Below are 23,112 nucleotides of genomic sequence, written 5' to 3' on the forward strand. Positions count from 1 at the left end.
TCATTATATTACCTCTGCAGATTATCTTCTGGAACGGAAGACGTAGCGTCTTTTGCGTCTTTCCTGAATATAAGAAAGACCACTCCACAAAGAAATGACGGGACAAAAAATCAAACACAAAATAATAAATAAGTCGCTCATATCAGACCTGAAAAAAGGAATTTAACTTACGTTGATAATATGCATTTGCTTTTAATCAGGCAAGACCAGCATCTCTTTTTGAGAGCGGGCAATATAATGGCAGGATAATTCCTGGTGGCGAATGTTAACCGATAATTTAAGGCGGTAGACCAATACCGCAGGAGGAATGAGCGGCCTGTTTGCCCTTTTTTGCATTGGGAATGAGAAAATGATAGCTAAACCTCAGATTCCCTGTAGAGTGAAGGTAATCACAAAGTGAAGCTCCCGTTCCGCGTAGCGGACATCACGGTTGGTTAAATGTCATAAAAAACAGCCTCCCTTCTCCGAGGGTCTGGCCATACCTCCCTAAATACGCGCTGTGCGGACCATTACGCGCTGCCGCAGCGACCGGAATGATTATGCTAACCACCCTGATATACCGCAGCCAGGTTAATCCTGCCCGCCCGCCCACCGATCTCGACGCTTTAATTCATCGCGCCAGCGGGAAAAACATGCCTCTTGGCATCACCGGTATTCTGCTGTTTAACGGCCTGCAGTTCTTCCAGGTGCTGGAGGGAAGCGAGGAAGATCTTGAGTCGTTATTCCACGAGATACAGAGCGATCCGCGCCATCGCGACGTGGTGGAACTGATGCGCGACTATTCGGCCTACCGTCGTTTTCACGACACCGGGATGCGCCTGCTGGATCTTCGTCTTTTCGAAGCCGACAGCGCGCTGGAGGAGCTCCTGCGCTTTAGCTCGTTTGGGGTCACCGAGCCGGTCAACGACCGGATGTTCCGCCTGATTAGCGCCTTTATCGCCGACGGTGGGCGCTATTGTCTACCCGAGCCGCTGCAGCCTTCTCGCTGGACGATGATGCCTGCCCCGGCCACTGCTACGGCGCGCCACCTGCCCGATCAACCTTGCCAGTTTGCCCTGCAGGCCATCGTCGAGCCGGCCACAAAGCGGGTCTCTTCCTTTGAAGCGCTGATCCGCAGCCCCACCGGCGGATCTCCTGTAGAGATGTTTGCCGCCATCCCGGCGGAGGATCGCTACCGTTTCGACCTTGAGAGCAAAGCGTATGCCTTCTCTCTCGCCGGTCAGTTACCGCTTGGTAAACACCAGCTGGCCATTAACCTGCTGCCCGGTTCGCTGTATAACCACCCTGACGCCGTAGGCTGGCTGATGAACAGCCTGCTGGCGGCCGGCCTCAGACCTGACCAGGTGCTGATAGAGGTTACCGAAACGGAGGTGATCACCTGCTTTGACCAGTTCCGCAAGGTGCTCAAAGCGCTGCGCGTCGCGGGCATGAAGCTGGCCATCGACGACTTTGGCGCGGGTTACTCCGGCCTGTCGTTACTGACCCGCTTTCAGCCCGATAAAATCAAAGTGGATGCAGAGCTGGTGCGCAATATTCATATCAGCGGCGCCAAGCAGGCGATTGTCGCCTCGGTCGTGCGCTGCTGCGAGGATTTGGGCATCACGGTGGTGGCGGAAGGCGTCGAAACCCTGGAAGAGTGGTGCTGGCTGCAGTCGGTGGGCATTCGCCTGTTTCAGGGGTTCCTTTTCTCCCGACCGTGCCTGAACGGCATCGGGGAAATTTGCTGGCCGATAGCGCGTCAGGCCACGGATCTGTAAGGCCGCGGTAGGCGGCAGCGTCACTGCCAGTGGGGGAGCTTTTCGCCCAGCGCCGCCAGGGCGAAGCGCACCGCTTTCGCCACCACTGTCTCGCAGTCACCGGTAAAGCGCAGCCGTTGGGTTTCGATCTGGCCGCGAAAGTTCCAGGCAAACCATACCGTGCCGGCGGGGGTACCATCCTCTCCCCCCTCCGGTCCCGCATAGCCGCTGATGGCGATGGCGATGTCGGCCCCGGCTATCGCCAGCATACCGCTGGACATCTCCTTCACGCACGCTTCGCTGACAGCGCTGTGTTCCGCCAGGGTTTCCGCGCGCACCTGCAGCACATTGCGCTTGGCTTCATCGCTGAAGGTAACCACGCCGGTATCATAAAAGGCCGCGGTATCAGCCTGAGCGCAGAGCGCTGCCGCCAGATTGCCGCCGGTGCAGGATTCCGCAGTGGTGAGCCGCCAGCCGCGCGCGATAAGCGCGCGGGCCACCTCGGCGGTCAGTTGATGAGTATGTTGTGCGTCTTTATCGATCTCGTCAGCCATTCTGACTCCTCGCCGAATTTGAAAAGTATCACCGCCTCACTGCCCTGTTAACAGGATAGCATAGTGATTTCTCTCGTCGCCTGGAGGCCGTTTACGCCACCTTGAGTGGATAAAATAAAGGCCCGCAGCGCGGGCCTTGAAAGGAACTCCCTCGGCACAGAAGCGGAATCACACTTTGTGTTCGATCACCCGCCCCTGGTTCTCAATGGCAATTTTGCGCGGTTTTTCGCTCTCGGGGATCTCCTGATGGATAGCGATTTTTAAGATCCCGCTCTCCAGCTGCGCCTGATTAATCTGGGCGTGTTCGGGAAGCGAAAAACTAAGCTGGAAATCAGCCCGGCGAATGCCTTTATAAATCCAGCCCTGGCTGTTTCCGGAATGATTGTCGGTTTGCGCGCGTTTACCGGTAATATGCAGATTACCGCCTACGGTCTCTATTTCCAGTTCATCATCTTTCCAGCCAGGCACGCTGACGCTGAGCAGGAAATTACTGTCATCCACTTTCTGTAAATCGTAGGCTGGTAAGGTCCCCACCGGCGTATCGCCCGTTAACTGGCTGAAAAGACGGTCGATACGGTTAAAGCGATCGGCAAAAAGGGAATCAGCAAATACCGGGAGTGCTGACAAGGTTTTGAGTGCCATAATTAACCTCCTGAATATCCATTCAAAAGCTCAACATGAAGGCAAGCATTGCTTGTCCGCTTTATAAAATAATAGCTAAAGCGCGTTTTTCAAGACCTGAAATAAAAAATTTCTTCGTCAGTCACAGAAAGAAATAACCAGGTCAGGTGGCAAAGTGACCCCCGCCAGACGGCGGGGGCTGGGGTGCTTCTGAGTCCCATAACTGATGCTGTTTAACATTCAATAAACAGAAGCGTCATGTATATATTACTTGTTCAAGGGGATGTCAACGCCCGAATCGCGCCCCCTCCCCCGTCGCCCTGCAATAGCGCCACGAGAAACGCGGTTCCCCTGCGGTCGTTTCGCCAACTGCGGCAGCCTCGACATCACTTTGGCCTCGCTGGCGCCAGCCGGAAGACCCTGGCGAAAATTTACGCCGCCAGGGAAGGAACCTTTCACCTCCCTCCGTGCCTAATAACCTGCATACGCACTTTCTGAGGCATCACTATGACCGGCATTTTTATCTCCACCACCCTGTTCGCCCTCTTCGCGTCGATGTTGATCGGTCTGGGGATGGTATGGAAAGGCATCTCCAACAACCCGGATAACTAATCCTTTTTGGACGCCGTTGCCAGTCACCTGAGGCAGCGGCGTGATAGCGCCCTCTACCGACATCCGGTCAGGACCACTTCTGCTTCCGCTCAGGCATTATTGACAAGAGTATGCCCTTGCCGAACCGTTTTTGAACAAATGATTCATGCAATAAATACATCACTTGAATTAATACATTCCAATCCAGAATTAATGTTTGTTATATGTACAATTTAAGCAGTTTGTGCCAAATCACCGGCTACATCAGGGCAAAGCCCAAAATCAACACATTGATTTATATGCTTTTTAAAGTCTTTTCCAGATAAAGTCTCAAAAATGGATTTATTGATTTTATTAGCTATTAGAAATATCCTAATCCCATATACTGTAAATGCTCTCCCCCTTAAAAATATTAATATTTTGACAATCGGCATTACTATGACTAATATTTTTATTAATACTGAAAACATATTTCTTAATCGAGGTGTTTGTGAACTTCTTATCGAGATCGCAAAGGAAGAAAACATCTGTACACCTTTTTCCATTTTGCAATACTCACCAGATACTCTCGGTCAGATAGATATGCTGTTTACGGAAATGACGACCGGTGAACATTACCTATGCCACCCGGTTTTCAAAAAAATCCCCGAACAAACGTCTATTTTTATTTTCGTTCCCACCGATAGTGCTGTGCAAGTTGATCGGATACCGTATTGTCTACGTGATGCTACTTTTATTAGTATCAACACCGGATTGCACCGTATAAAAAATCAGATTGCGAAACATCTCATGGAGTCAACAGCGTCAATTGATGGTCGCCAGGTAAAAGACAGCAGACGCTGTGTAAAATGCCCTCGATTAACATTGACCAAATCACAACTTTATATTATCGATGCGATCAGAACGGGAATGAATAATCAGCAGATAGCGCAAGAACTGGGTATCAGCCATAAAACGGTCTTTTCCCATAAAATCAATATCATGAAAAAATTCCAAATAGCCACCAAACAAGAGTTAACGAAATTCTCATCCGTTGCTCTTGCGCTGTCCTCAGGAAGGATCGGTTAACGTCGAGTTTTGTTAAATCGCATCTTCATTTTTCTTCGATCTTTAACATAGGAGAGACCAAAAATTAATGATGTCAATAATAATACTACCGCCAGGGATAATAATAGCCAGTTACTCATAAACAACCTTGTCAAAGTAAAAGATGATTTTTAAATAATAAGGGGTAAAAGTTTTCGAACACAACTAAACGCCAACCATTTCAGACAAAGGTAAAGCCACATACGATAATTCTGAAAAGCAATAAAAGAGAAGAAGCCTTCTCTCTAGCCCCGGTTATTAGGGTAATAAAGATTACTCGTAAAGAGAAAAAGCCAGGTACCACACCGAACGGTTATTGCAGAGACGTCTGGCAATATGATGGCCTGAAATTATAGCCTCTTCCAGTGGAATGATTGTGGTTTTTGGTAAGGCGTCCCTTTTTTCTGCTGTTCTATACTTCTAGTCAGACATCTGGCTGGAGGTGGCGATGTGCGGACGTTTTGCGCAAGCACAGACGCGGGAAGCATACCTGGCGTTTCTCGCAGAAGAGGCCGAACGCAATATCCCCTGGGACCCGGAGCCCATTGGGCGGTATAACGTCGCGCCCGGGACAAAAGTGTTACTCCTGAGTGAAAGGAATGAGCAACTCCACCTCGATCCCGTTCACTGGGGCTATGCGCCGGGATGGCGGGATAAATCACCGCTGATTAATGCCCGGGTTGAAACCGCTGCCACCAGCAGGATGTTCAAACCGCTGTGGCAGCACGGGCGGGCGATCTGCTTCGCCGATGGCTGGTTTGAATGGAAAAAGGTCGGAGACAAAAAGCAGCCCTACTTCATCCAGCGGAAGGATGGCCAGCCGATATTTATGGCCGCTATTGGCAGCACCCCCTTCGAACGCGGGGACGGCGCCGAAGGATTTTTGCTGGTGACCGCTGCCGCCGATCGCGGTCTTGTCGATATACATGACCGCCGGCCGCTGGTCCTGACGCCGGAAGCCGCCCGGGAATGGATGAGGCAGGATCTCACCGCCGCAGAAGCGGCGGAGATTGCCAGGGACGGAAGCGTCTCCGCCGACGATTTCACCTGGCACGCGGTATCGCGGGCGGTCGGCAATGTGAACAATCAGGGGCCAGCGTTAATTGAGCCAGTGGAGTGAGCGCATAACTCTGTGGCCGATCCCCCGCCTGATGCGCCGGCTGCGGTGCGATCCAGCCTTGCCAATAAGCCCCCGCGAGTTACCCCGACTGGCTTAACCACTCGCTTAAGGTCAACGAATAAAGCAGACTCGGCGGCGCATTTTCTATATCGGCAATCTCGTTGATGAACCTCAAGCCTGCTTTCTCGAGCACTTTTCGCGAAGCCAGGTGATTCGCCCTCACCACCGCTGAAATCTCCGTGAGTTTGATCGCCTCGAAGCCATATCTTACCGCCGAGGTCGCGAGGTCGGTGGCCAGCCCTTTTCCCCATGCCTCTGTTGCGAATCGATAGCCAAGATTGTTGAGGATGACATCGTTATAGCGGCGAATACTTAAGCCGCCAAAGCCAATAATTTTTTCCGGGGCATCACGCGCCGATATGGCCCAGTTGCCAAACCCGCGATCGTGCCAGTGGGCAAGCCAGCGCTGGAGAACCGTACTGGCATAGTCAATATCCGGGTAGGGTCCTGCGGGGTTAAAGGTATTGGTCGCCGGATCGCCATAAATTCGGTAGAGATCGGCGACATCTTCAGCCATGACAGGGCGAAGACGCAGGCGATGAGTCTCAATATGCAAACGTATCTCCTTGACGAGTGAGGTGGCCCGCGACGCTTCGCGAACCCTCCCTGCCGTTGTGAATGCCTGGTACTCGTTCAAGCGGAACTGAGAAGCGCGATTAAACAGATACTTCCGGCAATAAAAATAGGATATGGTAATCCGGAAACGGGATCCCTTTTTATCGGCGCCACGCATATCGTTACCGCGTGAACACAGGACTGTAAATGATCGATGACATCCGCTACCTGATAGTCTTTGCCAAAATTGTCGAGAGCGGTTCTGTTTCAGGCGGCGCCGCGGCGTTAGGGTTGTCGACCGCAACAGCAAGCGCACATTTATCCAGGCTTGAGAAAAACCTTAACAGCGCTTTGCTCTACAGAAATACCCGAAAGCTTTCTCTAACACAAGATGGCGAAAGTGTGCTGGAGACCGCCAGATCGATGCTCGAGCTCTATGAAAAAGGCGTCATTGAGTTTAAGCAACGTTCGGTATCCACAGCCGGTAAGCTGCGTATCTCCATACCTGCCGTTTTTTTAAACAGCCCATTCACTCACCATCTTGCAAATTTCATTAAAGAGAACCCGGATATTGCTCTGAGCATTTCTTATAGTGACCTGCGCGAGGACATTATTGCCGACAGTATTGATGTCGCCTTTCGCATTGGCGAGCTCCCCGATAGCGCTCTCAAGGCCCGGCACCTGTTTGTTCTGCCGCGAAAGCTGGTGGCAGCAAAGGGCTTTCTCCTGCGCTATCCTCCCGTTGATCATCCCGCTATGCTTGAATCAATGCCGTGGATTGGGCTGACGATGAGGGAGAATGTGCGCGAGTTCAGACATCGCAACGGCGAACGGGCGATAATAAAGTATACACCCGGCGTGTATGTCGATAGTGTTGAGGCCGCCTATGCCCTTGCCAGACAACAAATTGGCCTGGCCGCTCCGCCGCGTTTTCTCTGCGAAGAGGATATCCGCCGCGGCGACATGCAGGAACTACTTCCTGACTGGTCATTAGCCCCGCTAAAAGTGTATGCCCTATGGCCTGGCAATATTTCAGTTAGCGGCGCGGCCTATAAACTGATTAATTATATCTATAATGCCGTTGAACATCAGCCGCTATGAATAGGTAATAGACTGCGAATACAGTATGTAACCCGCAGTCATGCACAATAATCCGCCCATCACCAGATTAAACAGGCGGATCTGTGCTCTGCTTTTGAGAATCGCTGACATTTTATCACCGAATATCGCCCAGGCCGCCAGGGACAGATAGCAGACAAAAAAGTAGATGATAATAAATAGCGATATACTCAGGCGCGACGAGGGTTCAGAAAACAAGGCGACGCCAGAGGCACAGGCAGCCCAGGCTTTAGGATTGAGCCATTGCATTAAAAAACCCTGCGCAAACCCCGGCGCCTGTGCTTTTTTCAGTGACCATTCCGGATGTGAAGTGGCAATTTTATAGCCCTGAAACAATATAAATAACGAACCAACGATATTCAGATAGCTAAAAAACCAAGGGTGCGTTGCGATGGCCGCGTAGAGTCCAAAACTAATAAAAACCAGTAACAATGTAAAACCAATAGTGGCGCCCGAGACGAAAGAAAATGTTTTTCTGAATCCATGCGCAGCGCCGGAAGAGATAATAACCATATTAACCGGACCTGGCGAAAATGACAGGGCCAGCGCAAACATAAGCATAGTAACGATCAAAACCATTTATTTATCCGTTTTCCAGGGAGAGATATCGTGGCAGGTGGTTTTATTACCACCTGCATGACGTTATTGAAAGACTACCTCGATATCGCAACGGGATTAAGTGGCTTTTATCTAAATGTGTATTTGATTATTTTCGCGCTATTTCTTCTGACCGGCGCCTGGCGCAATCCCCTGCGATCAAAGCATGGCCAGTGAAAAGCGCCTGATAAGGAAAACACCCAATCGATCGCTTCTCACCGCCCGATGGCCTATGCGCTCAACCCGCGATTTTTCAGCATCGGCTCAATCTTTGGATCGTGTCCGCGCCACTGGCGATACAGTTCAGCTAAATCAGCGCTATTGCCGCGAGATAAAATCGCCTCGCGGAAGCGCTGACCGTTCTCACGGGTCAAACCGCCCTGCTCCACGAACCACTGATAGCCGTCGTCGGCCAGCATCTGGGTCCACAGATAGGCGTAATAGCCTGCCGCATAGCCGCCGCCGAAGATATGGGAGAAGTAGCTGCTGCGATAGCGCGGGGGAACGGCCGCCAGATCGAGGTGTTCTTCCCGGAGTACCCTCTGCTCAAATGCGTCCACCTCGTCCGGAAATGCGGTGGTCGACAGCGTGTGCCAGCGCATATCGAGCAGCGCAGCAGCCAGCAACTCGCTCATGTCGTACCCTTTATTGAAGGTTGCCGCACGCAACATATTGTCGCGCAGCGCCTCCGGCATCGGCTCTCCGGAGCGATAGTGCTTCGCATAGTGGGCGAATACCTGCGGATGGCTGGCCCAGTGTTCGAAGATTTGCGACGGAAACTCGACAAAATCCCGCGGGGTATTGGTACCGGAGAGGCTGGCATAGCGCTGGCTGGCGAACAGTCCGTGCAGGGCGTGGCCAAACTCATGGAACAGGGTGATCACCTCATCCCATGACAACAGCGCGCTCTGTCCGCTCTGCGGCCGGCTATAATTGCAGACGTTATAGATAACCGGGCGCTGCTCCCGCAGGGTCGACTGTTCGACAAACACGTCCATCCAGGCGCCGCCGCTCTTTGAATCGCGCGCGAAATAATCACCGTAAAACAGCGCCATCCCTTCGCCATTGTGGTCGAAGATCTCCCAAACCCGCACATCCGGGTGGTACACCGGGATGTCAAAGCGTTCCACGAAGCGGAGCCCAAAGAGCTGCGATGCCGTCCAGAAGACGCCGTCCTGCAGCACGCGCTCGAGGGCAAAATAGGGTTTGAGCTGCGCGTCATCAATGGCATAGGCAGCCCGCCGCACCTGCTCGCTGTAGTAGAGCCAGTCCCATGCTTGCGCGCGAAACTCCCCGCCTTCGTTGTCGATCACCTGCTGGATGTCCGCCAGCTCACGTTCCGCCCTCGCCCGCGCCGCCGGCGCAATCTGGCGCATAAAGCCCAATGCCTCCGCCGGAGAAGCCGCCATTTGATCGGTCAGCGCCCAGCTGGCGTAGTTTGCCGCCCCCAGCAGTTCCGCTTGCTGCGCGCGGATCGCCGCCAGCCGCAGCACCAGACTACGGGTATCATGCTCATCGCCCTGTTGATTGCGCGTCCAGCCGGCGGCGAAGAGATTCTCCCGCGTTTGCCGATCGCGCAGCGCAAGCAGCTGCGGCTGCTGGGTGGTGTTGGTCAGCGTCAGCAGCCAGCGATCGCCGAGCCCTTTTTCGCGCGCCGCGTCGGCCGCAGCCGCTATCTCCTCATCGGTCAGGCCATCCAGTTGATGCCGGTCATCGACCACCAGGCCACCGCTTTTCGCCGCCCCCAGCAGCCGCTGCTGGAACTGACTTTGCAAAGTGGCCGCTTCGGTGTTCAGGGCGCGCAGCACCGCCTTCTGCGCCGGGGCCAGCGTTGCCCCGGCGTGAACAAAGCGTTGCCATGTCAGGGTCAGAAGACGCCGGGATTCGCCGTCAAGCGAGAGCGTCTCGCGCTGCTCGTAGACGCTGTTCACCCGCTGGAATAAAGCCTCGTTGAGCCAGATGTCATTCCCCAGCCCGGCGAGCTCGGCGGAAAATTGTTCATCCAGTGATTGCAGATAAGGGTTGGTATGGGCGCTGGCCATGGCGAAAAAGACCCGCGTCACCCGCGCCAGCAGCTGTCCGCTCTGCTCCAGCGCCTCGAGCGTGTTGGCGAAACTGGCCGGCTGCGGATTGTCGATAATGGCGCGGATCTCCTCGTGCTGCTGCCGGACGCCCTCATCAAACGCCGGCCGATAGTGACTGTCTTCAATCAGATCAAACCGCGGCGCCTGGTAAGGCAACAGACTGACGCTAAAAAAGGGGTTTTGTTCGGACATCTTTCTCTCCTGTACAGGCTTATCCTGTAAGATTAGGCTTCTCCTTAAGGGGTCGCAATGATTTCCGTTACCGGTCGCCGCCTGTGCGTGCTATGGTATGAAAACACAAAAAGCGTTGAGGAACAGTAAGATGATTATCATGGTCACCGGCGCCACTGCCGGTTTTGGTGAAAGTATTACTCGCCGTTTTGTCGCTAACGGTCATAAAGTGATTGCGACCGGACGTCGCGAAGAGCGCCTGAAGACGCTGAAAGACGAGCTGGGCGATAATCTTTATATCGCGCAACTGGACGTTCGCAACCGCGCCGCTATTGAGACGCTGATTGCCGACCTGCCCGCCGAGTGGCAGGCAATCGATGTGCTGGTGAACAACGCGGGTCTGGCGCTCGGTCTGGAGCCGGCGCACCGCGCCAGCGTGGAAGACTGGGAAGATATGATCGACACCAATAATAAAGGGCTGGTGTACATGACCCGCGCCGTCCTGCCGGGCATGGTGGCGCGCAATCGCGGCCACATCATCAACATCGGCTCCACGGCAGGCTGCTGGCCTTACGCCGGCGGTAACGTCTATGGGGCGACCAAAGCCTTCGTCCGTCAGTTCAGCCTCAATCTTCGCACCGACCTGCACGGCACCGCGGTGCGCGTCACCGACATCGAGCCGGGTCTGGTGGGCGGCACCGAGTTCTCGAACGTCCGCTTTAAAGGCGATGACGCCAAAGCCGGTAAAACCTACGAGAACACCGAAGCCCTGACGCCGGAAGATGTGACCGAGGCGGTCTGGTGGGTGGCCACCCTGCCGAAACACGTCAACATCAACACCCTGGAGATGATGCCGGTGAGCCAGAGCTTTGCCGGACTCAGCGTTCACCGCCAGGGCTAACCGTCAGCCACCCGGCCTGCTGGCCGGGTATGGGCGGAACCGCAAAAAACGCGTAAAATAGTGCGCATAACCCCATAAAAAGTAACCATCAATGGCCGCAGAATCGCAACTGAATCCGACGCAACCCGTCAATCAGCAAATTTATCGCATCCTCCGCCGGGATATCGTTCACTGCCTGATCCCGCCTGGCACGCCGCTGTCGGAGAAAGAAGTCTCCGTGCGTTTTGCGGTATCTCGTCAGCCGGTGCGCGAGGCCTTTATTAAGCTGGCGGAGAATGGACTTATCCAGATCCGTCCCCAGCGCGGCAGCTACGTCAACAAAATTTCACTGTCTCAGGTGCGCAATGGTTGCTTTGTCCGCCAGGCGATTGAATGCGCGGTGGTCCGCCGTGCCGCTGGTATGATTAACGATGAGCAAGTCTATCAGCTGGAGCAGAATCTTCATCAGCAGCGTATTGCCGTCGACCGTCAGCAGTTAAACGACTTTTTCCTGCTTGATGATGAATTTCACCAGAAGTTGTCAGTTATTGCCGATTGTCAGCTGGCCTGGGATACGGTGGAAAACATCAAAGCCGCTATTGACCGCGTGCGCTACATGAGCCTCGACCATGTCTCCTCCCCGGAGATGCTGCTGCGCCAGCATCATGAAATTTTCACCGCGCTGGAAAAACGCGACGCCGAGGCGGTCGAGAAAGCCATGAGTATTCATTTGCATGAAATCAGCGAATCCGTGCTGTTGATCCGCCAGGAGAATCGCGACTGGTTTAGCGAAGAGTAAGGATCAGACGGCTGCGAAATAAGGCAGACGCAGCCGTCGTAATGGAAAGGATTATCTGACCACCAGCACCGGCGTTTTGGCGTAGCGCAAAATGGATTCGGCGTTGGAGCCCAGCAGATGGGTGGAGATCCCCGGTTTGCGGGAGCCAATCACTATCACATCGAACGCTTCGTTGTTACTGATAGCCAGAATTTCATCGCGCACGTTACCAAAGACGACCCGGGTATGGATCCGCGACATCGGCATGTCGAACAGTCGCGCCACTTCGCGCATCTTTTTCTCCGACTCTTCCTGCATATAGGCTTCGAATTTACGAATATCCGCCGTAAACCCGCGTAATAACGAACGACTGCTGTTCGGCAGAACGTTGAGCAAGGTGATTTCGCCATTTTCCGCCGACGCGAGAAATGCCGCGTGACGCACTGCCTTATCGCTTAAATCCATTTCAAAAACATCAACAGGCAATAAAATCTTTTTATACATGGCCCGCACTCCTTTTCCAGAGAAAGTGATATTTCAATAACTTAACTATGCCATTTTTGCGGTGAATGACCAGCCTTTATTCGGAAAAATAACAGCTAATTATCTTTAGTAAATCAGGGAAATATAGAGTTATGTAAGGACATTGCGTTCGATCATATTTTTAGTCTGCTAAAAGCGAACGACAGCAAAAAAAGAAATATCGGCGGAACCGTGCGGAAACAGCAGAAGAGCCGGTGTCGACCTCATGACCGACACCGGAAATAAACGATTATTGCGCCTCAGCCCATGCGGCAACGGTGGCTTTGGCCCCCTGACGCTGCAGCGCAACATAGGCGCGGGTCACCGCCGAAACGAACCGCGCTTCCTGCGGCAGCTCACGGCCGAAGATGGCCTCAATGCCCAACAGCGCTTTGACGCGCGCTTCGCCATCGGCGCTGGCGGCTACCGCCTCCTTGATCACCGGCAGCAGCGGATCGCAAATTTCGATCGCCTGGCCGGCGTCGTCAACACCGCCGACATAGCGCATCCAGCCCGCCACGCCCAGCGCTAGCAGCGTGAAGTCATGCTGGTGCGCCAGGTGCCAGCGTACCGAGTCCAGCATGCGCTGCGGCAGCTTCTGGCTACCGTCCATGGCAATCTGCCAGGTACGGTGTTTGAGCGCCGGATTGCAGTAGCGGTCAATCAGCAGACTGGCATAGTGTGACAGATCCACCCCCTGCACTTTTAAGGTCGGAGCCTGCTCGTCCAGCATCAGCGCCAGCGCCGCGCGGCGGTAGTTGTCATCCTGCATACAGTCGTTGATATGCTGATAACCGGCCAGATAGCCGAGATAGGCGAGGAACGAATGGCTGCCGTTGAGCATCCTCAGCTTCATCTCTCCGAAAGGCACCACATCGGCGACCAGCTCCGCCCCCGCGTTCTCCCACTGTGGACGTCCGGCGACAAAGTTATCCTCAATCACCCACTGGCGGAAAGGCTCACAGGCCACGCCAGCCGGGTCGCGCACGCCGGTCAGCTGTTCAATTTTATCGAGGGTTTCCGCCGTCACCGCCGGGACAATACGGTCCACCATGGTCGACGGAAAGGTGACATTCTGTTCTATCCATGCGGCGAGGTCCGCGTCCAGCGCCCGGGCGTAGGCGCAGACGACGTTGCGCATCACATGACCGTTTTCCGGCATGTTATCGCAGGACATCACGGTAAAGGCCGACAGCCCTGCCGCCCGGCGACGCGCTAAGGCCGCCACCACCACGCCCACTGCCGATTTCGGCTGGCGCGGGTTAGCGAGATCGGCGACGATCAGCGGGTGATCGAGCTGCAGTTCGCCACTGGCTGGCGAATGGCAATAGCCTTTCTCGGTAATGGTCAGGGAGACAATGGCCACCTGTGGCTCACACATCGCCGAAAGCACGGCCTCGAGACCATCGACCTGGGCGTGCAGCGCCTGCTTCACCACCCCGACCACGCGCGCGGTCCACGCGTCGGCGGACATTTCTGCCACGGTGTACAGCAGATCCTGCTGCCGGAGATCGGCGATCTGCTGCTCGCCGCCAATCAGGTTGACTTCAGTGTAGCCCCAGTCGCTGCCGTGCTCGCTGGCCAGTATATCGGCGTAGACCGCCTGATGGGCGCGGTGGAACGCGCCAAAACCCAGATGGACGATACGGGGGACCAGCGCGCGGCGATCGTAGTCCGGCTGTATGGCGTTAGCGGTTAAGAGGGTGTTTTCCATGATGACTCTCGTTGTTATGTGGCTCATCAACCATTCTCTGGGAGAACTCTCGAGGAGAATGCCTTTGTGCCTCAACCATCTCACGCAATTGGTATAACATCTTTGATTTCTGTCAACTACCATACAAGAAGCTTTTAGCGGGTTGTGGTCGCTGGCGAGGGATCACAAAATCTCTGGGATGGCAGGAGAAAATCCGCCGCGAAGCGGTAAGAGAAGATGGAGCATGGCACAGGCCGCGCCTCCCTGCGGGCCTGTTGCTTCCTGGTCGGTTAATCGATGCGGGTTTTGACGATAAAGAAGTAGCACAGCGCCCCGGCGAAGGTCACCCCGGCGGCGATCACCAACGCCAGATTGAAAGAATGGGTGGTATCCACGACCCAGCCGGTGACTATCGGCGCGAAGGAGGCAAACACAAAGCTGCCAAAGTTCTGGATCGCCGCCACCGACGCCACTTTATGCTCTGCCACCAGCACCTGTACCAATCCCCAGGCCGAGGTGCCAGCGAAATGGACGCAGAACAGCGCCATGGAGATAAACGCCACCGCCTGGGTCGGCGTGGACGATTGCACCACCAGCAGCGTTCCCAGCGCCGACAGCACCAGACCGGCAACGATCGCCGTTTTGCGGGTTTTCGCCAGATCGTAGCCTCTGCGCGCCAGGGCGTCGACCACCAGACCATTGACCCACATCCCCACCGCCGCGGCGAGGAACGGGATCGCCGCCACCCAGCCGGTGCGGGCCAGGCTTAACCCCTGCTGAGCCTGCAAATAGCCGGGCAGCCAGGCGATATACAGCCAGCCGGTATAGTTCACCCCGGAGAAGCCGAGGATCATCCCCCAGGTGGTACGCCGTTTAAACAGCGCCAGCCATTCGCTCAGTTTCAGCGCCGGCCGGGCCGCCTCCTCGCTGGCCAGATAGCGTTGCTCCTCCTCCTGGAGGGTAAATTGCCGCCGGTTACGGTATCCCACATACCAGCACAGGCCGACCAGAATACCGGCCAAACCAATCACCACAAACATTGTCCGCCAGCCCCAGGCCAGCTGCATGATGACCAGGGCCGGAGGGGCAATGGCTTGCCCCAGCACCGTCGAGGAGTTAAATATCCCCACCGCCGTGCCGCGCTCTCTTTGCGCATACCAGTCGTTGATCGATTTCACGCCGGCGGGCATAAACGGCGCTTCACCGATCCCGAGGCCAATGCGCAGCAGAATAAAATGCGAGAATGAATTGACCATCCCGGTCAGGGCCTGCATCGCAGACCAGAATATCAGCCCGGCGCCCAGCACAACCCGCGGTCCGAGGCGATCCAGCAAAATGCCCGAGGGCAGTTGCGCGAAGCCATAGGAGAGCGAAAAAGCGGAGAGCAGCACCCCGAACTCGGTGGCGCTCAGACCCAGATCGGCGCGTATCGCCTCCCCGGCGACGCTCAGGGAAGAGCGGTCAAGAAAGTTAACGATCCCGGCGATAAACAGCAGCGTCAGGGTGATCTTCTGCACCCGACGGATGCGCAGCGGCGTCGCGCCCGCCTGTGGGGCAAATGTCTCAATAGCCATCGTGATTCCTTACAGAGTCATAACCCAATATGATGTCTGATAAGTAAGGCAACAGGTCGACTACCATACAAGAATTAGGGTTTAAAAAAGTGGCAGGGATCACACAAGACGGGTTTACGCTCGTCCCCAGCCCGCCACGATGATCAGCATGCCGCACAGGGCGATGGCCGCGCCCGCCCAGTCATAATGGGTTAATTTGACCCCATCAACGACCCGCAGCCAGAGCAATGCGGTACAAACGTAGACGCCACCGTAGGCGGCATATACCCGCCCGCTGGCGGTCGGATGGAGCGTCAGGAGCCAGACAAACAGCCCCAGAGCCAGGCCGGCGGGGATCAGCAGCAGCGGCGTGGCCCCGCGCTTTAACCATAGCCACGGCAGATAGCAGCCGACGATTTCACACAGGGCGGTGGCAAAGAACAGCAGCGTTGTTTTGAGCATTAAAAGATTCGTAAAAGAGACAAAGCGTTGAACTATTCTACGCGATAATAGCCCTTTCCCTACGCTGTTTTGTCGGCTATGCCCGGCAAAATAGCTGTAGTAAACTTAACCTGAGGGTTAACCCATCACTTAAAGGAAATCGTGATGAACATGACACTGAACAAACGCTGGTGCCTGACCGCCATTCTGGCGTTAAGCGCCGTCGTCTATACCTCCAGCTCGTTCGCGGCCACCGACCGGCTGGTGATTGAGTCCGGCGACAGCGCGCAAAGCCGTCAGCAGGCGTCGATGGAAAAAGAGCAATGGAACGACACCCGCAGCCTGCGCCAGAAGGTGAACAAACGGGCGGAAAAAGAGTGGGACAAAACCGATGTCGCCTTTGACGCGCAGGATAACTGCCAGAAGAGCGCCAACGTCAATGCCTACTGGGAACCAAACACCCTGCGCTGCCTTGACCGCCGCACCGGCCGGGCGATCAATCCCTGAGCACGCTGGCGCCTGCGGGCGCCGCCTTTCAGTCCCCTCTTTTCCGCTTTGACCACAGGAATTCCCATGACCGACGCGCTACACGTCAGACTCCGCCCCCTTGAGCGCGAAGATTTGCGCTTTGTTCACCAGCTCGACAACAACGCCAGCGTGATGCGCTACTGGTTTGAAGAGCCCTATGAAGCCTTCGTTGAGCTTTCCGATCTGTACGATAAGCATATTCACGATCAAAGCGAGCGTCGCTTTGTGATCGAATGCAATGGCGATAAAGCCGGACTGGTGGAGCTGGTGGAAATCAACCATGTGCACCGCCGGGCCGAATTTCAGATCATCATCTCACCCGACTTCCAGGGAAAAGGCCTCGCCACCCGCGCCGCGCGGCTGGCGATGGACTATGGCTTTACCGTGCTCAATCTGTATAAGCTGTATCTGATTGTGGATAAAGAGAATGAAAAAGCGATCCATATTTACCGCAAGCTCGGCTTTATGGTCGAGGGTGAACTGATCCATGAGTTTTTCATTAACGGCGAGTACCGCAACACCATCCGCATGTGTCTGTTCCAGCATCAGTATCTGGCGGAACACAAAACGCCGGGCCCGTCTCTGCTGAAGCCGACGGCTCAGTAATAATCAATGCGGTTTTTAATCGTGTAGTGACGGGTCAGCGGCGGCTGGACGCTTTCATCGATCACCTGCAGCTCACAGCTCAGCGGATTGTCATGGCGATCGTAGTCGCAGGTCTGGCGCACCGTGCCCAGCGTGCGGTCGTTGAAGGTGCTGATGGCGGTATAGTCCATTTTCTTGCGCGGATCCTTCGACGGCGTGGAGGCGACGGTAAATCGCTCCTCTTTGGCGGTGGTGGTTTTCCCCAGCGGATAGCCATCGCTGTCGTAACGGTAGGTGGCGGTAGTCTCTTTGCCGCGGGCGCTGATAATAAAGCCGTTATCATCCGTTTCCCAGCTCACGCCGGTGGCGGGCATCTCCGCCAGCTGACATTTCCCCTGCAGACGCAGCCGCTTTTCATGGGTGCGGCCATCGACGTAATAGTTGGCGTCCAGCAGCAGCGTGGCGCCGGTGTTATTCTCCACATCCTCCAGCGTCAGCAGATCGAAACATCCCTCTTTTGACAGCTGCGCGCTCACCTTCTTGACCACCACATCGTGTTCGTCCAGTAACGTCTGGCTAAAATCCTTCACCGGACCGCGCAGCGGATCGAACTCAAACTCATTGGAAAAACTCGCCATCTCCGGGGTGAAGGCTTCCGGGGCGCTTTCGCGGTCGCACGCCGTCAGCAGCAGCGCTGCCGGGATCAGCCAATACAGTCTTTTCACAGATGATTCCTTTTGTGTACATCCAATCATATTAGCAAATACAATTGTTTACACCAGTTCTGCTATGCTTAAATCTGGATACCATCGATAAGGAGCGTAAGATGAAACTATCTCTCTGGACAGGCGCCGCGCTGCTGCTGTGCTCCTCGACCGTGCTGGCGGCCCCCGACTCCTGTGAACGGGTCAAAAATGATATTCAACAGAAGATCATTAACAATGGCGTACCGGAAACGGCCTTCAGTCTAGCCATCGTGCCAAACGACCAGGCGGACCAGCCCGGCGCTCAGGTGGTGGGTCATTGCGCCAACGACACCTTCAAAATCACCTACACCCGTAACAGCGACACTCCCGCCGAAAACGACGCTCAGTAAACCCGCCTCGCTTTCAAACGAAAGATCTTATCCCTGCATTGACCAGGGATAAGATCTGCCGGCTACCCATAACGTATTATCGCTCACCCCGGCGTCTGTTAATGACGCGGCGGCCCTTCTCCGCCCAGCATAACTATCATGGAGTGAGCAATGTCGAATCAGGAATCTTCCGGCGGCGTCACCCGACGCGCGCTACTTAAATCCACAGCCCTCGGTTCTCTGGCGCTGGCCGCCGGCGGGCTTCCCCTGCCCTTTACGCTGCGCAGCGCCGCGGCGGCGGTCCAGCAGGCTGCCGGCGACAACACCCGGATTGTCTGGGGCGCCTGTTCGGTCAACTGCGGCAGCCGCTGCGCCCTGCGGCTGCACGTGCGTGATGATGAAGTGGTCTACGTGGAAACGGATAACACCGGCGACGACCGCTACGGCGATCATCAGGTCCGCGCCTGCCTGCGCGGGCGTTCGATTCGCCGACGCATCAACCACCCGGATCGCCTTAACTATCCTATGAAGCGCGTCGGCAAACGCGGAGAAGGCAAATTTGAGCGTATCAGCTGGCAGGAAGCGCTGGATACCCTTGCTGACCGTCTGAAACGCGTCGTCGCGCAATATGGCAACGAAGCCGTGTACATTAACTACTCATCAGGAATCGTCGGCGGGAACATGACCCGCTCCTCGCCTTCCGCTTCGCCGGTGGCGCGGCTGATGAACTGCTACGGCGGCTCGCTTAACCAGTACGGTACCTACAGCACCGCGCAGATCGCCTGCGCCATGCCCTACACCTACGGCAGTAACGACGGCAACAGCACCTCGGATATTGAAAACAGTAAGCTGGTGGTGATGTTCGGCAACAACCCGGCGGAAACCCGCATGAGCGGCGGCGGCATTACCTGGTATCTGGAACAGGCCCGCGAGCGCTCCAACGCGCGGATGATCGTTATCGATCCGCGCTACACCGATACCGCCGCCGGTCGCGAAGATGAGTGGATCCCCATTCGCCCCGGCACAGACGCCGCGCTGGTCGCCGGTATCGCCTGGGTGTTGATTAACGAAAATCTGGTGGATCAGCCGTTCCTTGATAAATACTGCGTCGGCTACGATGAGAAGACGCTGCCGGCCGGGGCGCCTGAGAATGGCCACTATAAAGCCTATATCCTCGGCGAGGGCGACGACGGCGTCGCCAAAACGCCGCAGTGGGCTTCGCGTATCACCGGCATCCCCGCCGATCGCATCATTAAGCTGGCGCGCGACATCGGCATGAGCAAACCGGCCTACATCTGCCAGGGCTGGGGGCCGCAGCGCCAGGCCAACGGCGAACTCTCCGCCCGGGCGATCGCCATGCTGCCGATCTTAACCGGCAACGTCGGCATCAACGGCGGCAACAGCGGCGCCCGAGAATCGACCTACACCATCACCATCGAGCGTCTGCCGGTGCTGGAAAACCCGGTGAAAACCGCCATCTCCTGCTTCACCTGGACCGACGCCATCGCTCGAGGCCCGGAGATGACCGCCACCCGCGACGGCGTGCGCGGCAAAGAGAAGCTGGATGTGCCGATCAAGTTCCTGTGGAACTACGCGGGCAATACCCTCATCAACCAGCACTCCGACATCAATAAGACCCACGAGATCCTGCAGGACGAAAGCAAGTGCGAAACCATCGTGGTCATAGACAACTTTATGACCTCGTCGGCGAAATACGCCGACCTGCTGCTGCCCGACCTGATGACCGTTGAGCAGGAAGATATTATTCCCAACGATTACGCCGGCAATATGGGCTATCTGATTTTCATCCAGCCCGCCACCTCGGCGAAGTTTGAACGCAAACCGATTTACTGGATAAGCGAAGTGGCGAAACGGCTCGGCGACGATGTCTACCAGCGTTTTACCGAGGGACGCACTCAGGCGCAGTGGCTGCAGCATCTGTACGCCAAAATGGTGGCGAAAGATCCGGCGCTGCCGGCCTACGATGAGCTGAAGCGAATGGGCATCTACAAGCGCAAGGACCCGAACGGCCACTTCGTCGCCTATCGCGACTTCCGCCGCGATCCTGAAGCGCATCCGCTCAAAACCCCGTCCGGCAAAATTGAGATCTACTCCAGCCGGCTCGCCGAAATTGCCGCCCGCTGGCAGCTGGAGAAGGACGAAGTCATCAGCCCGCTGCCGGTCTATGCCTCCACATTTGAAGGCTGGGACGATCCGCTGCGCAGCCAGTATCCGCTGCAGCTGTTTGGATTTCACTATAAGGCGCGCACCCATTCCAGCTACGGCAACGTGGACGTGCTGCAGGCCGCCTGCCGTCAGGAAGTGTGGATCAACCCGCTGGACGCGGAAAAACGCGGGATTAAAAACGGCGATCTGGTGCGGGTGTTCAACCAGCGCGGCGAAGTCCGGCTGCCGGCGAAGGTGACGCCACGCATCATGCCGGGCGTGTCGGCGATGGGCCAGGGCGCGTGGCACGACGCCAATATGGCCGGGGACCGGGTTGACCATGGCGCCTGCATGAATACCCTGACCACCCATCGCCCGTCGCCGCTGGCGAAAGGGAATCCGCAGCATACCAACCTGGTCGACATCGAGAAGGTTTAAGGAGTAAACCATGAGCACGCAATATGGATTCTTTATCGACTCCGCTCGCTGTACCGGGTGCAAAACCTGCGAGCTGGCCTGTAAGGACTATAAGAACCTGACTCCGGAGGTCAGCTTCCGTCGCATCTATGAGTACGCCGGCGGCGACTGGCAGGAGGACAACGGCATCTGGCAGCAGAACGTGTTCGCCTATTACCTCTCCATCGCCTGTAACCACTGCGCCGATCCGGCCTGCACCAAGGTCTGCCCGAGCGGAGCGATGCACAAGCGCGAAGACGGTTTTGTGGTGGTGGATGAAGAGGTGTGCATCGGCTGCCGCTACTGTCATATGGCCTGCCCGTACGGCGCGCCGCAATACAACGCCGACAAAGGCCATATGACCAAGTGCGACGGCTGTTATCAGCGCGTCGCCGAGGGGAAAAAGCCGATCTGCGTCGAGTCCTGCCCGCTGCGGGCGCTCGATTTCGGCCCCATTGCCGAACTGCGCGCTAAGCACGGCCAGCTGGCGGCGGTGGCCCCGCTGCCCTCCGCGCACTTCACTCAGCCGAGCATCGCGATCAAACCTAACCGCAACGCCCGGCCGTGTGGCGATACCACCGGTTATCTGGCAAATCCGAAGGAGGTGTGAGATGGGAAGCGGATGGCAGGAATGGCCGCTGGTGCTGTTTACGGTACTGGGGCAATGCGTGGTCGGCGCGACCCTCGTCAGCGGTCTGGTCTGGCTGGCGCTGGCGGACCAGCGCGAAGCGCGGCAGCGGCTGGTGCGCAGCATGTTTTTTATCTGGCTGCTGATGGGGATCGGTTTTCTCGCCTCAGTGATGCATCTCGGTTCGCCGCTGCGGGCGTTTAATTCGCTGAACCGCGTCGGCGCCTCGGCGCTGAGCAACGAAATCGCCAGCGGCGCCTTGTTTTTCGTCGTGGGCGGATTCTGGTGGCTGCTGGCCGTGCTGGAAAAAATGCCGGCGGCGCTGGGGAAAGTCTGGCTGGCGATCGCCCTGCTGTTGGGGCTGGTGTTTGTGCTGGCGATGACCCGGGTTTATCAAATCGATACCGTGCCGACATGGTACACTGGCTACACCACCAGCGCCTTCTTCCTGACGGTACTCCTCAGCGGGCCGCTGTTCGCCGCCCTGCTGCTGCGAATGGCGAAAGTCGACGTTAACGTCTGGTTTATTGCCGGGCTGAGCGTGGCCGCGCTGGTCATCAGCGCCGCGATTATCGTGATGCAAAGCGCCGGGCTCGGCGCCATTCACAGCGCCGTTCAGCAGGCGGCCACCCTGCTGCCGGATTACGGCAGACTGCAGGCCTTACGTCTGATCCTGCTGGCGCTGGGACTTGGCTGCTGGCTGTGTCCGCTGATCCGCCGTCAGCCGCCGCGCGCTGCGGGGCTGTTGGCCGGTCTGTTGCTGGTCCTGATCGCGGAATGTATTGGCCGCGGCCTGTTTTATGGGCTCCATATGACCGTCGGTATGGCGGTTGCCCGTTAATGAGACGGCGCGCCGGCGCGCGCCGCAGAAAGGAATAAGTGATGATGCCGTTCCCTCACCGCGACGCTGTCGCCTTAAGCGCCCGTACCCTGGGCGCGTTGTTCTCTTATGCGCCGAATAGCCCGCAAATCGCGCCGCTGGTGGCCGCCTTCCAGGACGGCAGCTGGCAGCAACAGTGGCCCTTCCCGGTTGCCGCCCCGCTGGCATCGGGGTTTGCCGCGTCGGTTGAAGAGTCGTTGCCGGAAGCCTGGCAGCGCCTGTTTATCGGACCGTGGGCCCTGCCGGCGCCGCCATGGGGATCCGTCTGGCTGGATAAAGAGTCGGTGCTGTTCGGCGAATCCACACTGGCCCTGCGCGAATGGATGCGCGCGAACGGCATCGCACTGGACGCCGAACGCAACGAGCCGGAAGACCATTTCGGCACCCTGCTGCTGCTGGCGGCGTGGCTGTGCGAAACGGAACAGGAGGCGCTGTTTGCCCAGCTGCTGGCCTGGCATCTGCTGCCGTGGTCCGGGCGCTTCCTGAGCGTCTTTGTCGAACATGCCGCCCACCCCTTCTACCAGGCGCTGGGCCAGCTGGCGCAGGCGACCCTGGCGCAGTGGCAGGCAGGTCTGCCCCTCGCGGTGGCGGAAAAGCCGCTCTATCGCTAATCCCTTTGCCGCGCCGGGAGTC

Annotated in this window: 28 protein-coding genes; 15 read left to right on the forward strand and 13 right to left on the reverse strand. The window is 56.5% G+C overall.

Annotation, left to right across the window (positions count from 1 at the left end):
• Nucleotides 1-21: 21 nt before the first annotated feature.
• Entirely contained in the window at nucleotides 22-141 is a 120-nt protein-coding gene (locus tag LGM20_RS26625; RefSeq protein WP_137910593.1) for a small membrane protein, read from the reverse strand.
• A gap of 398 nt (nucleotides 142-539) precedes the next feature.
• Between LGM20_RS26625 and LGM20_RS13355 the strand changes: the two genes are divergently transcribed.
• Nucleotides 540-1,757 (forward strand): diguanylate phosphodiesterase, encoded by a 1,218-nt coding sequence (locus LGM20_RS13355; RefSeq protein ID WP_044522842.1) that lies wholly within the window; start codon nucleotides 540-542, stop codon nucleotides 1,755-1,757.
• Nucleotides 1,758-1,777: 20 nt separating this feature from the next.
• On the opposite strand, the gene LGM20_RS13360 is transcribed toward LGM20_RS13355, so the two are convergent.
• From LGM20_RS13360 to LGM20_RS13370, 3 genes are all read right to left on the reverse strand, one after another.
• A complete protein-coding gene (locus tag LGM20_RS13360) occupies nucleotides 1,778-2,290 on the reverse strand; it encodes a 2-oxo-tetronate isomerase (protein ID WP_023289595.1) in 513 nt (170 codons plus the stop codon).
• Nucleotides 2,291-2,458: 168 nt separating this feature from the next.
• Complete coding sequence (locus LGM20_RS13365) at nucleotides 2,459-2,932, reverse strand: Hsp20 family protein (RefSeq protein WP_044522839.1); 474 nt, start codon at nucleotides 2,930-2,932, stop codon at nucleotides 2,459-2,461.
• 434 nt (nucleotides 2,933-3,366) lie between these two features.
• Entirely contained in the window at nucleotides 3,367-3,468 is a 102-nt protein-coding gene (locus LGM20_RS13370) for a hypothetical protein (RefSeq protein ID WP_224222711.1), read from the reverse strand.
• Here LGM20_RS13370 and LGM20_RS26550 point away from each other — a divergent pair.
• Both LGM20_RS26550 and LGM20_RS13375 read left to right on the forward strand, forming a co-directional pair.
• The gene (locus tag LGM20_RS26550) at nucleotides 3,428-3,523 is read left to right on the forward strand and encodes a YnaM/YnfT family protein (RefSeq protein WP_272482055.1); all 96 of its coding nucleotides are present in this window, start codon (nucleotides 3,428-3,430) and stop codon (nucleotides 3,521-3,523) included. The two genes, LGM20_RS13370 and LGM20_RS26550, sit on opposite strands and share 41 nt — an antisense overlap.
• Nucleotides 3,524-3,934: 411 nt before the next feature.
• Entirely contained in the window at nucleotides 3,935-4,570 is a 636-nt protein-coding gene (locus LGM20_RS13375) for a helix-turn-helix transcriptional regulator (RefSeq protein WP_074186108.1), read from the forward strand.
• Here the strand turns inward: LGM20_RS13375 and LGM20_RS26630 are convergent.
• A complete protein-coding gene (locus LGM20_RS26630; RefSeq protein WP_044522836.1) occupies nucleotides 4,567-4,689 on the reverse strand; it encodes a small membrane protein in 123 nt (40 codons plus the stop codon). The genes LGM20_RS13375 and LGM20_RS26630 overlap by 4 nt on opposite strands.
• A gap of 347 nt (nucleotides 4,690-5,036) precedes the next feature.
• Here LGM20_RS26630 and LGM20_RS13385 point away from each other — a divergent pair, with 347 nt between their 5' ends.
• Nucleotides 5,037-5,708: an SOS response-associated peptidase gene (locus tag LGM20_RS13385; protein ID WP_044522833.1), complete on the forward strand. Its 672-nt coding sequence runs from the start codon at nucleotides 5,037-5,039 to the stop codon at nucleotides 5,706-5,708.
• A 79-nt stretch (nucleotides 5,709-5,787) separates the two neighbouring features.
• Here LGM20_RS13385 and LGM20_RS13390 read toward each other — a convergent pair whose 3' ends face one another.
• The gene (locus tag LGM20_RS13390; RefSeq protein ID WP_044522830.1) at nucleotides 5,788-6,324 is read right to left on the reverse strand and encodes a GNAT family N-acetyltransferase; all 537 of its coding nucleotides are present in this window, start codon (nucleotides 6,322-6,324) and stop codon (nucleotides 5,788-5,790) included.
• Between the two features lie 206 nt (nucleotides 6,325-6,530).
• On the opposite strand from LGM20_RS13390, the gene LGM20_RS13395 reads away from it, so the two are divergent.
• Nucleotides 6,531-7,424: a LysR family transcriptional regulator gene (locus tag LGM20_RS13395; protein ID WP_044522828.1), complete on the forward strand. Its 894-nt coding sequence runs from the start codon at nucleotides 6,531-6,533 to the stop codon at nucleotides 7,422-7,424.
• On the opposite strand, the gene LGM20_RS13400 is transcribed toward LGM20_RS13395, so the two are convergent.
• A complete protein-coding gene (locus tag LGM20_RS13400; protein ID WP_044522826.1) occupies nucleotides 7,419-8,021 on the reverse strand; it encodes a LysE family translocator in 603 nt (200 codons plus the stop codon). The two genes, LGM20_RS13395 and LGM20_RS13400, sit on opposite strands and share 6 nt — an antisense overlap.
• A 30-nt stretch (nucleotides 8,022-8,051) precedes the next feature.
• Between LGM20_RS13400 and LGM20_RS13405 the strand changes: the two genes are divergently transcribed.
• Nucleotides 8,052-8,216: a hypothetical protein gene (locus LGM20_RS13405; RefSeq protein ID WP_158238024.1), complete on the forward strand. Its 165-nt coding sequence runs from the start codon at nucleotides 8,052-8,054 to the stop codon at nucleotides 8,214-8,216.
• A gap of 53 nt (nucleotides 8,217-8,269) precedes the next feature.
• Here LGM20_RS13405 and dcp read toward each other — a convergent pair whose 3' ends face one another.
• Nucleotides 8,270-10,315 carry a peptidyl-dipeptidase Dcp gene (dcp, locus tag LGM20_RS13410; protein ID WP_044522824.1) on the reverse strand — a complete coding sequence of 682 codons (2,046 nt, stop codon included), beginning with the start codon at nucleotides 10,313-10,315 and terminating at the stop codon, nucleotides 8,270-8,272.
• Nucleotides 10,316-10,445: 130 nt separating this feature from the next.
• Between dcp and ydfG the strand changes: the two genes are divergently transcribed.
• Both ydfG and LGM20_RS13420 read left to right on the forward strand, forming a co-directional pair.
• A complete protein-coding gene (gene ydfG / locus LGM20_RS13415) occupies nucleotides 10,446-11,195 on the forward strand; it encodes a bifunctional NADP-dependent 3-hydroxy acid dehydrogenase/3-hydroxypropionate dehydrogenase YdfG (RefSeq protein ID WP_023289559.1) in 750 nt (249 codons plus the stop codon).
• 91 nt (nucleotides 11,196-11,286) lie between these two features.
• Nucleotides 11,287-11,973 carry a GntR family transcriptional regulator gene (locus LGM20_RS13420; RefSeq protein ID WP_004206025.1) on the forward strand — a complete coding sequence of 229 codons (687 nt, stop codon included), beginning with the start codon at nucleotides 11,287-11,289 and terminating at the stop codon, nucleotides 11,971-11,973.
• A gap of 51 nt (nucleotides 11,974-12,024) precedes the next feature.
• Here the strand turns inward: LGM20_RS13420 and LGM20_RS13425 are convergent, their stop codons facing one another.
• The 4 genes from LGM20_RS13425 to LGM20_RS13440 form a co-directional block, all read right to left on the reverse strand.
• Nucleotides 12,025-12,456 carry a universal stress protein gene (locus LGM20_RS13425; protein ID WP_044522819.1) on the reverse strand — a complete coding sequence of 144 codons (432 nt, stop codon included), beginning with the start codon at nucleotides 12,454-12,456 and terminating at the stop codon, nucleotides 12,025-12,027.
• Between the two features lie 268 nt (nucleotides 12,457-12,724).
• Nucleotides 12,725-14,188 carry a mannitol dehydrogenase family protein gene (locus tag LGM20_RS13430; RefSeq protein ID WP_044522812.1) on the reverse strand — a complete coding sequence of 488 codons (1,464 nt, stop codon included), beginning with the start codon at nucleotides 14,186-14,188 and terminating at the stop codon, nucleotides 12,725-12,727.
• A 269-nt stretch (nucleotides 14,189-14,457) separates the two neighbouring features.
• Entirely contained in the window at nucleotides 14,458-15,741 is a 1,284-nt protein-coding gene (locus LGM20_RS13435) for an MFS transporter (RefSeq protein WP_023289556.1), read from the reverse strand.
• A gap of 114 nt (nucleotides 15,742-15,855) precedes the next feature.
• Nucleotides 15,856-16,218 carry a YnfA family protein gene (locus LGM20_RS13440; RefSeq protein ID WP_072140454.1) on the reverse strand — a complete coding sequence of 121 codons (363 nt, stop codon included), beginning with the start codon at nucleotides 16,216-16,218 and terminating at the stop codon, nucleotides 15,856-15,858.
• Between the two features lie 108 nt (nucleotides 16,219-16,326).
• On the opposite strand from LGM20_RS13440, the gene LGM20_RS13445 reads away from it, so the two are divergent.
• Both LGM20_RS13445 and speG read left to right on the forward strand, forming a co-directional pair.
• Nucleotides 16,327-16,668, forward strand: coding sequence for a DUF1283 family protein (locus LGM20_RS13445; RefSeq protein WP_004206035.1), 342 nt, complete (start codon nucleotides 16,327-16,329; stop codon nucleotides 16,666-16,668).
• 66 nt (nucleotides 16,669-16,734) lie between these two features.
• Nucleotides 16,735-17,295 carry a spermidine N1-acetyltransferase gene (gene speG / locus LGM20_RS13450; RefSeq protein WP_004206037.1) on the forward strand — a complete coding sequence of 187 codons (561 nt, stop codon included), beginning with the start codon at nucleotides 16,735-16,737 and terminating at the stop codon, nucleotides 17,293-17,295.
• Here the strand turns inward: speG and LGM20_RS13455 are convergent.
• A complete protein-coding gene (locus LGM20_RS13455) occupies nucleotides 17,289-17,999 on the reverse strand; it encodes a YnfC family lipoprotein (protein ID WP_044522806.1) in 711 nt (236 codons plus the stop codon). The two genes, speG and LGM20_RS13455, sit on opposite strands and share 7 nt — an antisense overlap.
• Before the next feature lie 101 nt (nucleotides 18,000-18,100).
• Here LGM20_RS13455 and LGM20_RS13460 point away from each other — a divergent pair, with 101 nt between their 5' ends.
• From LGM20_RS13460 to dmsD, 5 genes are all read left to right on the forward strand, one after another.
• Nucleotides 18,101-18,370: a DUF1161 domain-containing protein gene (locus tag LGM20_RS13460; RefSeq protein WP_044522803.1), complete on the forward strand. Its 270-nt coding sequence runs from the start codon at nucleotides 18,101-18,103 to the stop codon at nucleotides 18,368-18,370.
• Nucleotides 18,371-18,520: 150 nt separating this feature from the next.
• Nucleotides 18,521-20,953 carry a selenate/tellurate reductase subunit YnfE gene (gene ynfE, locus LGM20_RS13465; RefSeq protein WP_044522800.1) on the forward strand — a complete coding sequence of 811 codons (2,433 nt, stop codon included), beginning with the start codon at nucleotides 18,521-18,523 and terminating at the stop codon, nucleotides 20,951-20,953.
• Between the two features lie 10 nt (nucleotides 20,954-20,963).
• Nucleotides 20,964-21,581, forward strand: a complete 618-nt coding sequence (locus LGM20_RS13470) for a DMSO/selenate family reductase complex B subunit (RefSeq protein ID WP_023289552.1) — start codon at nucleotides 20,964-20,966, stop codon at nucleotides 21,579-21,581.
• Between the two features lies 1 nt (nucleotide 21,582).
• Nucleotides 21,583-22,440: a DmsC/YnfH family molybdoenzyme membrane anchor subunit gene (locus LGM20_RS13475; protein ID WP_044522798.1), complete on the forward strand. Its 858-nt coding sequence runs from the start codon at nucleotides 21,583-21,585 to the stop codon at nucleotides 22,438-22,440.
• A 41-nt stretch (nucleotides 22,441-22,481) separates the two neighbouring features.
• On the forward strand, nucleotides 22,482-23,090 hold the full coding sequence (dmsD, locus tag LGM20_RS13480; protein WP_023289550.1) for a Tat proofreading chaperone DmsD: 609 nt from the start codon (nucleotides 22,482-22,484) through the stop codon (nucleotides 23,088-23,090).
• Nucleotides 23,091-23,112 lie beyond the last annotated feature (22 nt).

Origin of the sequence: Klebsiella quasipneumoniae subsp. quasipneumoniae (assembly GCF_020525925.1) — a bacterium.
In the GTDB taxonomy this organism is placed as follows: Bacteria; Pseudomonadota; Gammaproteobacteria; order Enterobacterales; family Enterobacteriaceae; genus Klebsiella; species Klebsiella quasipneumoniae.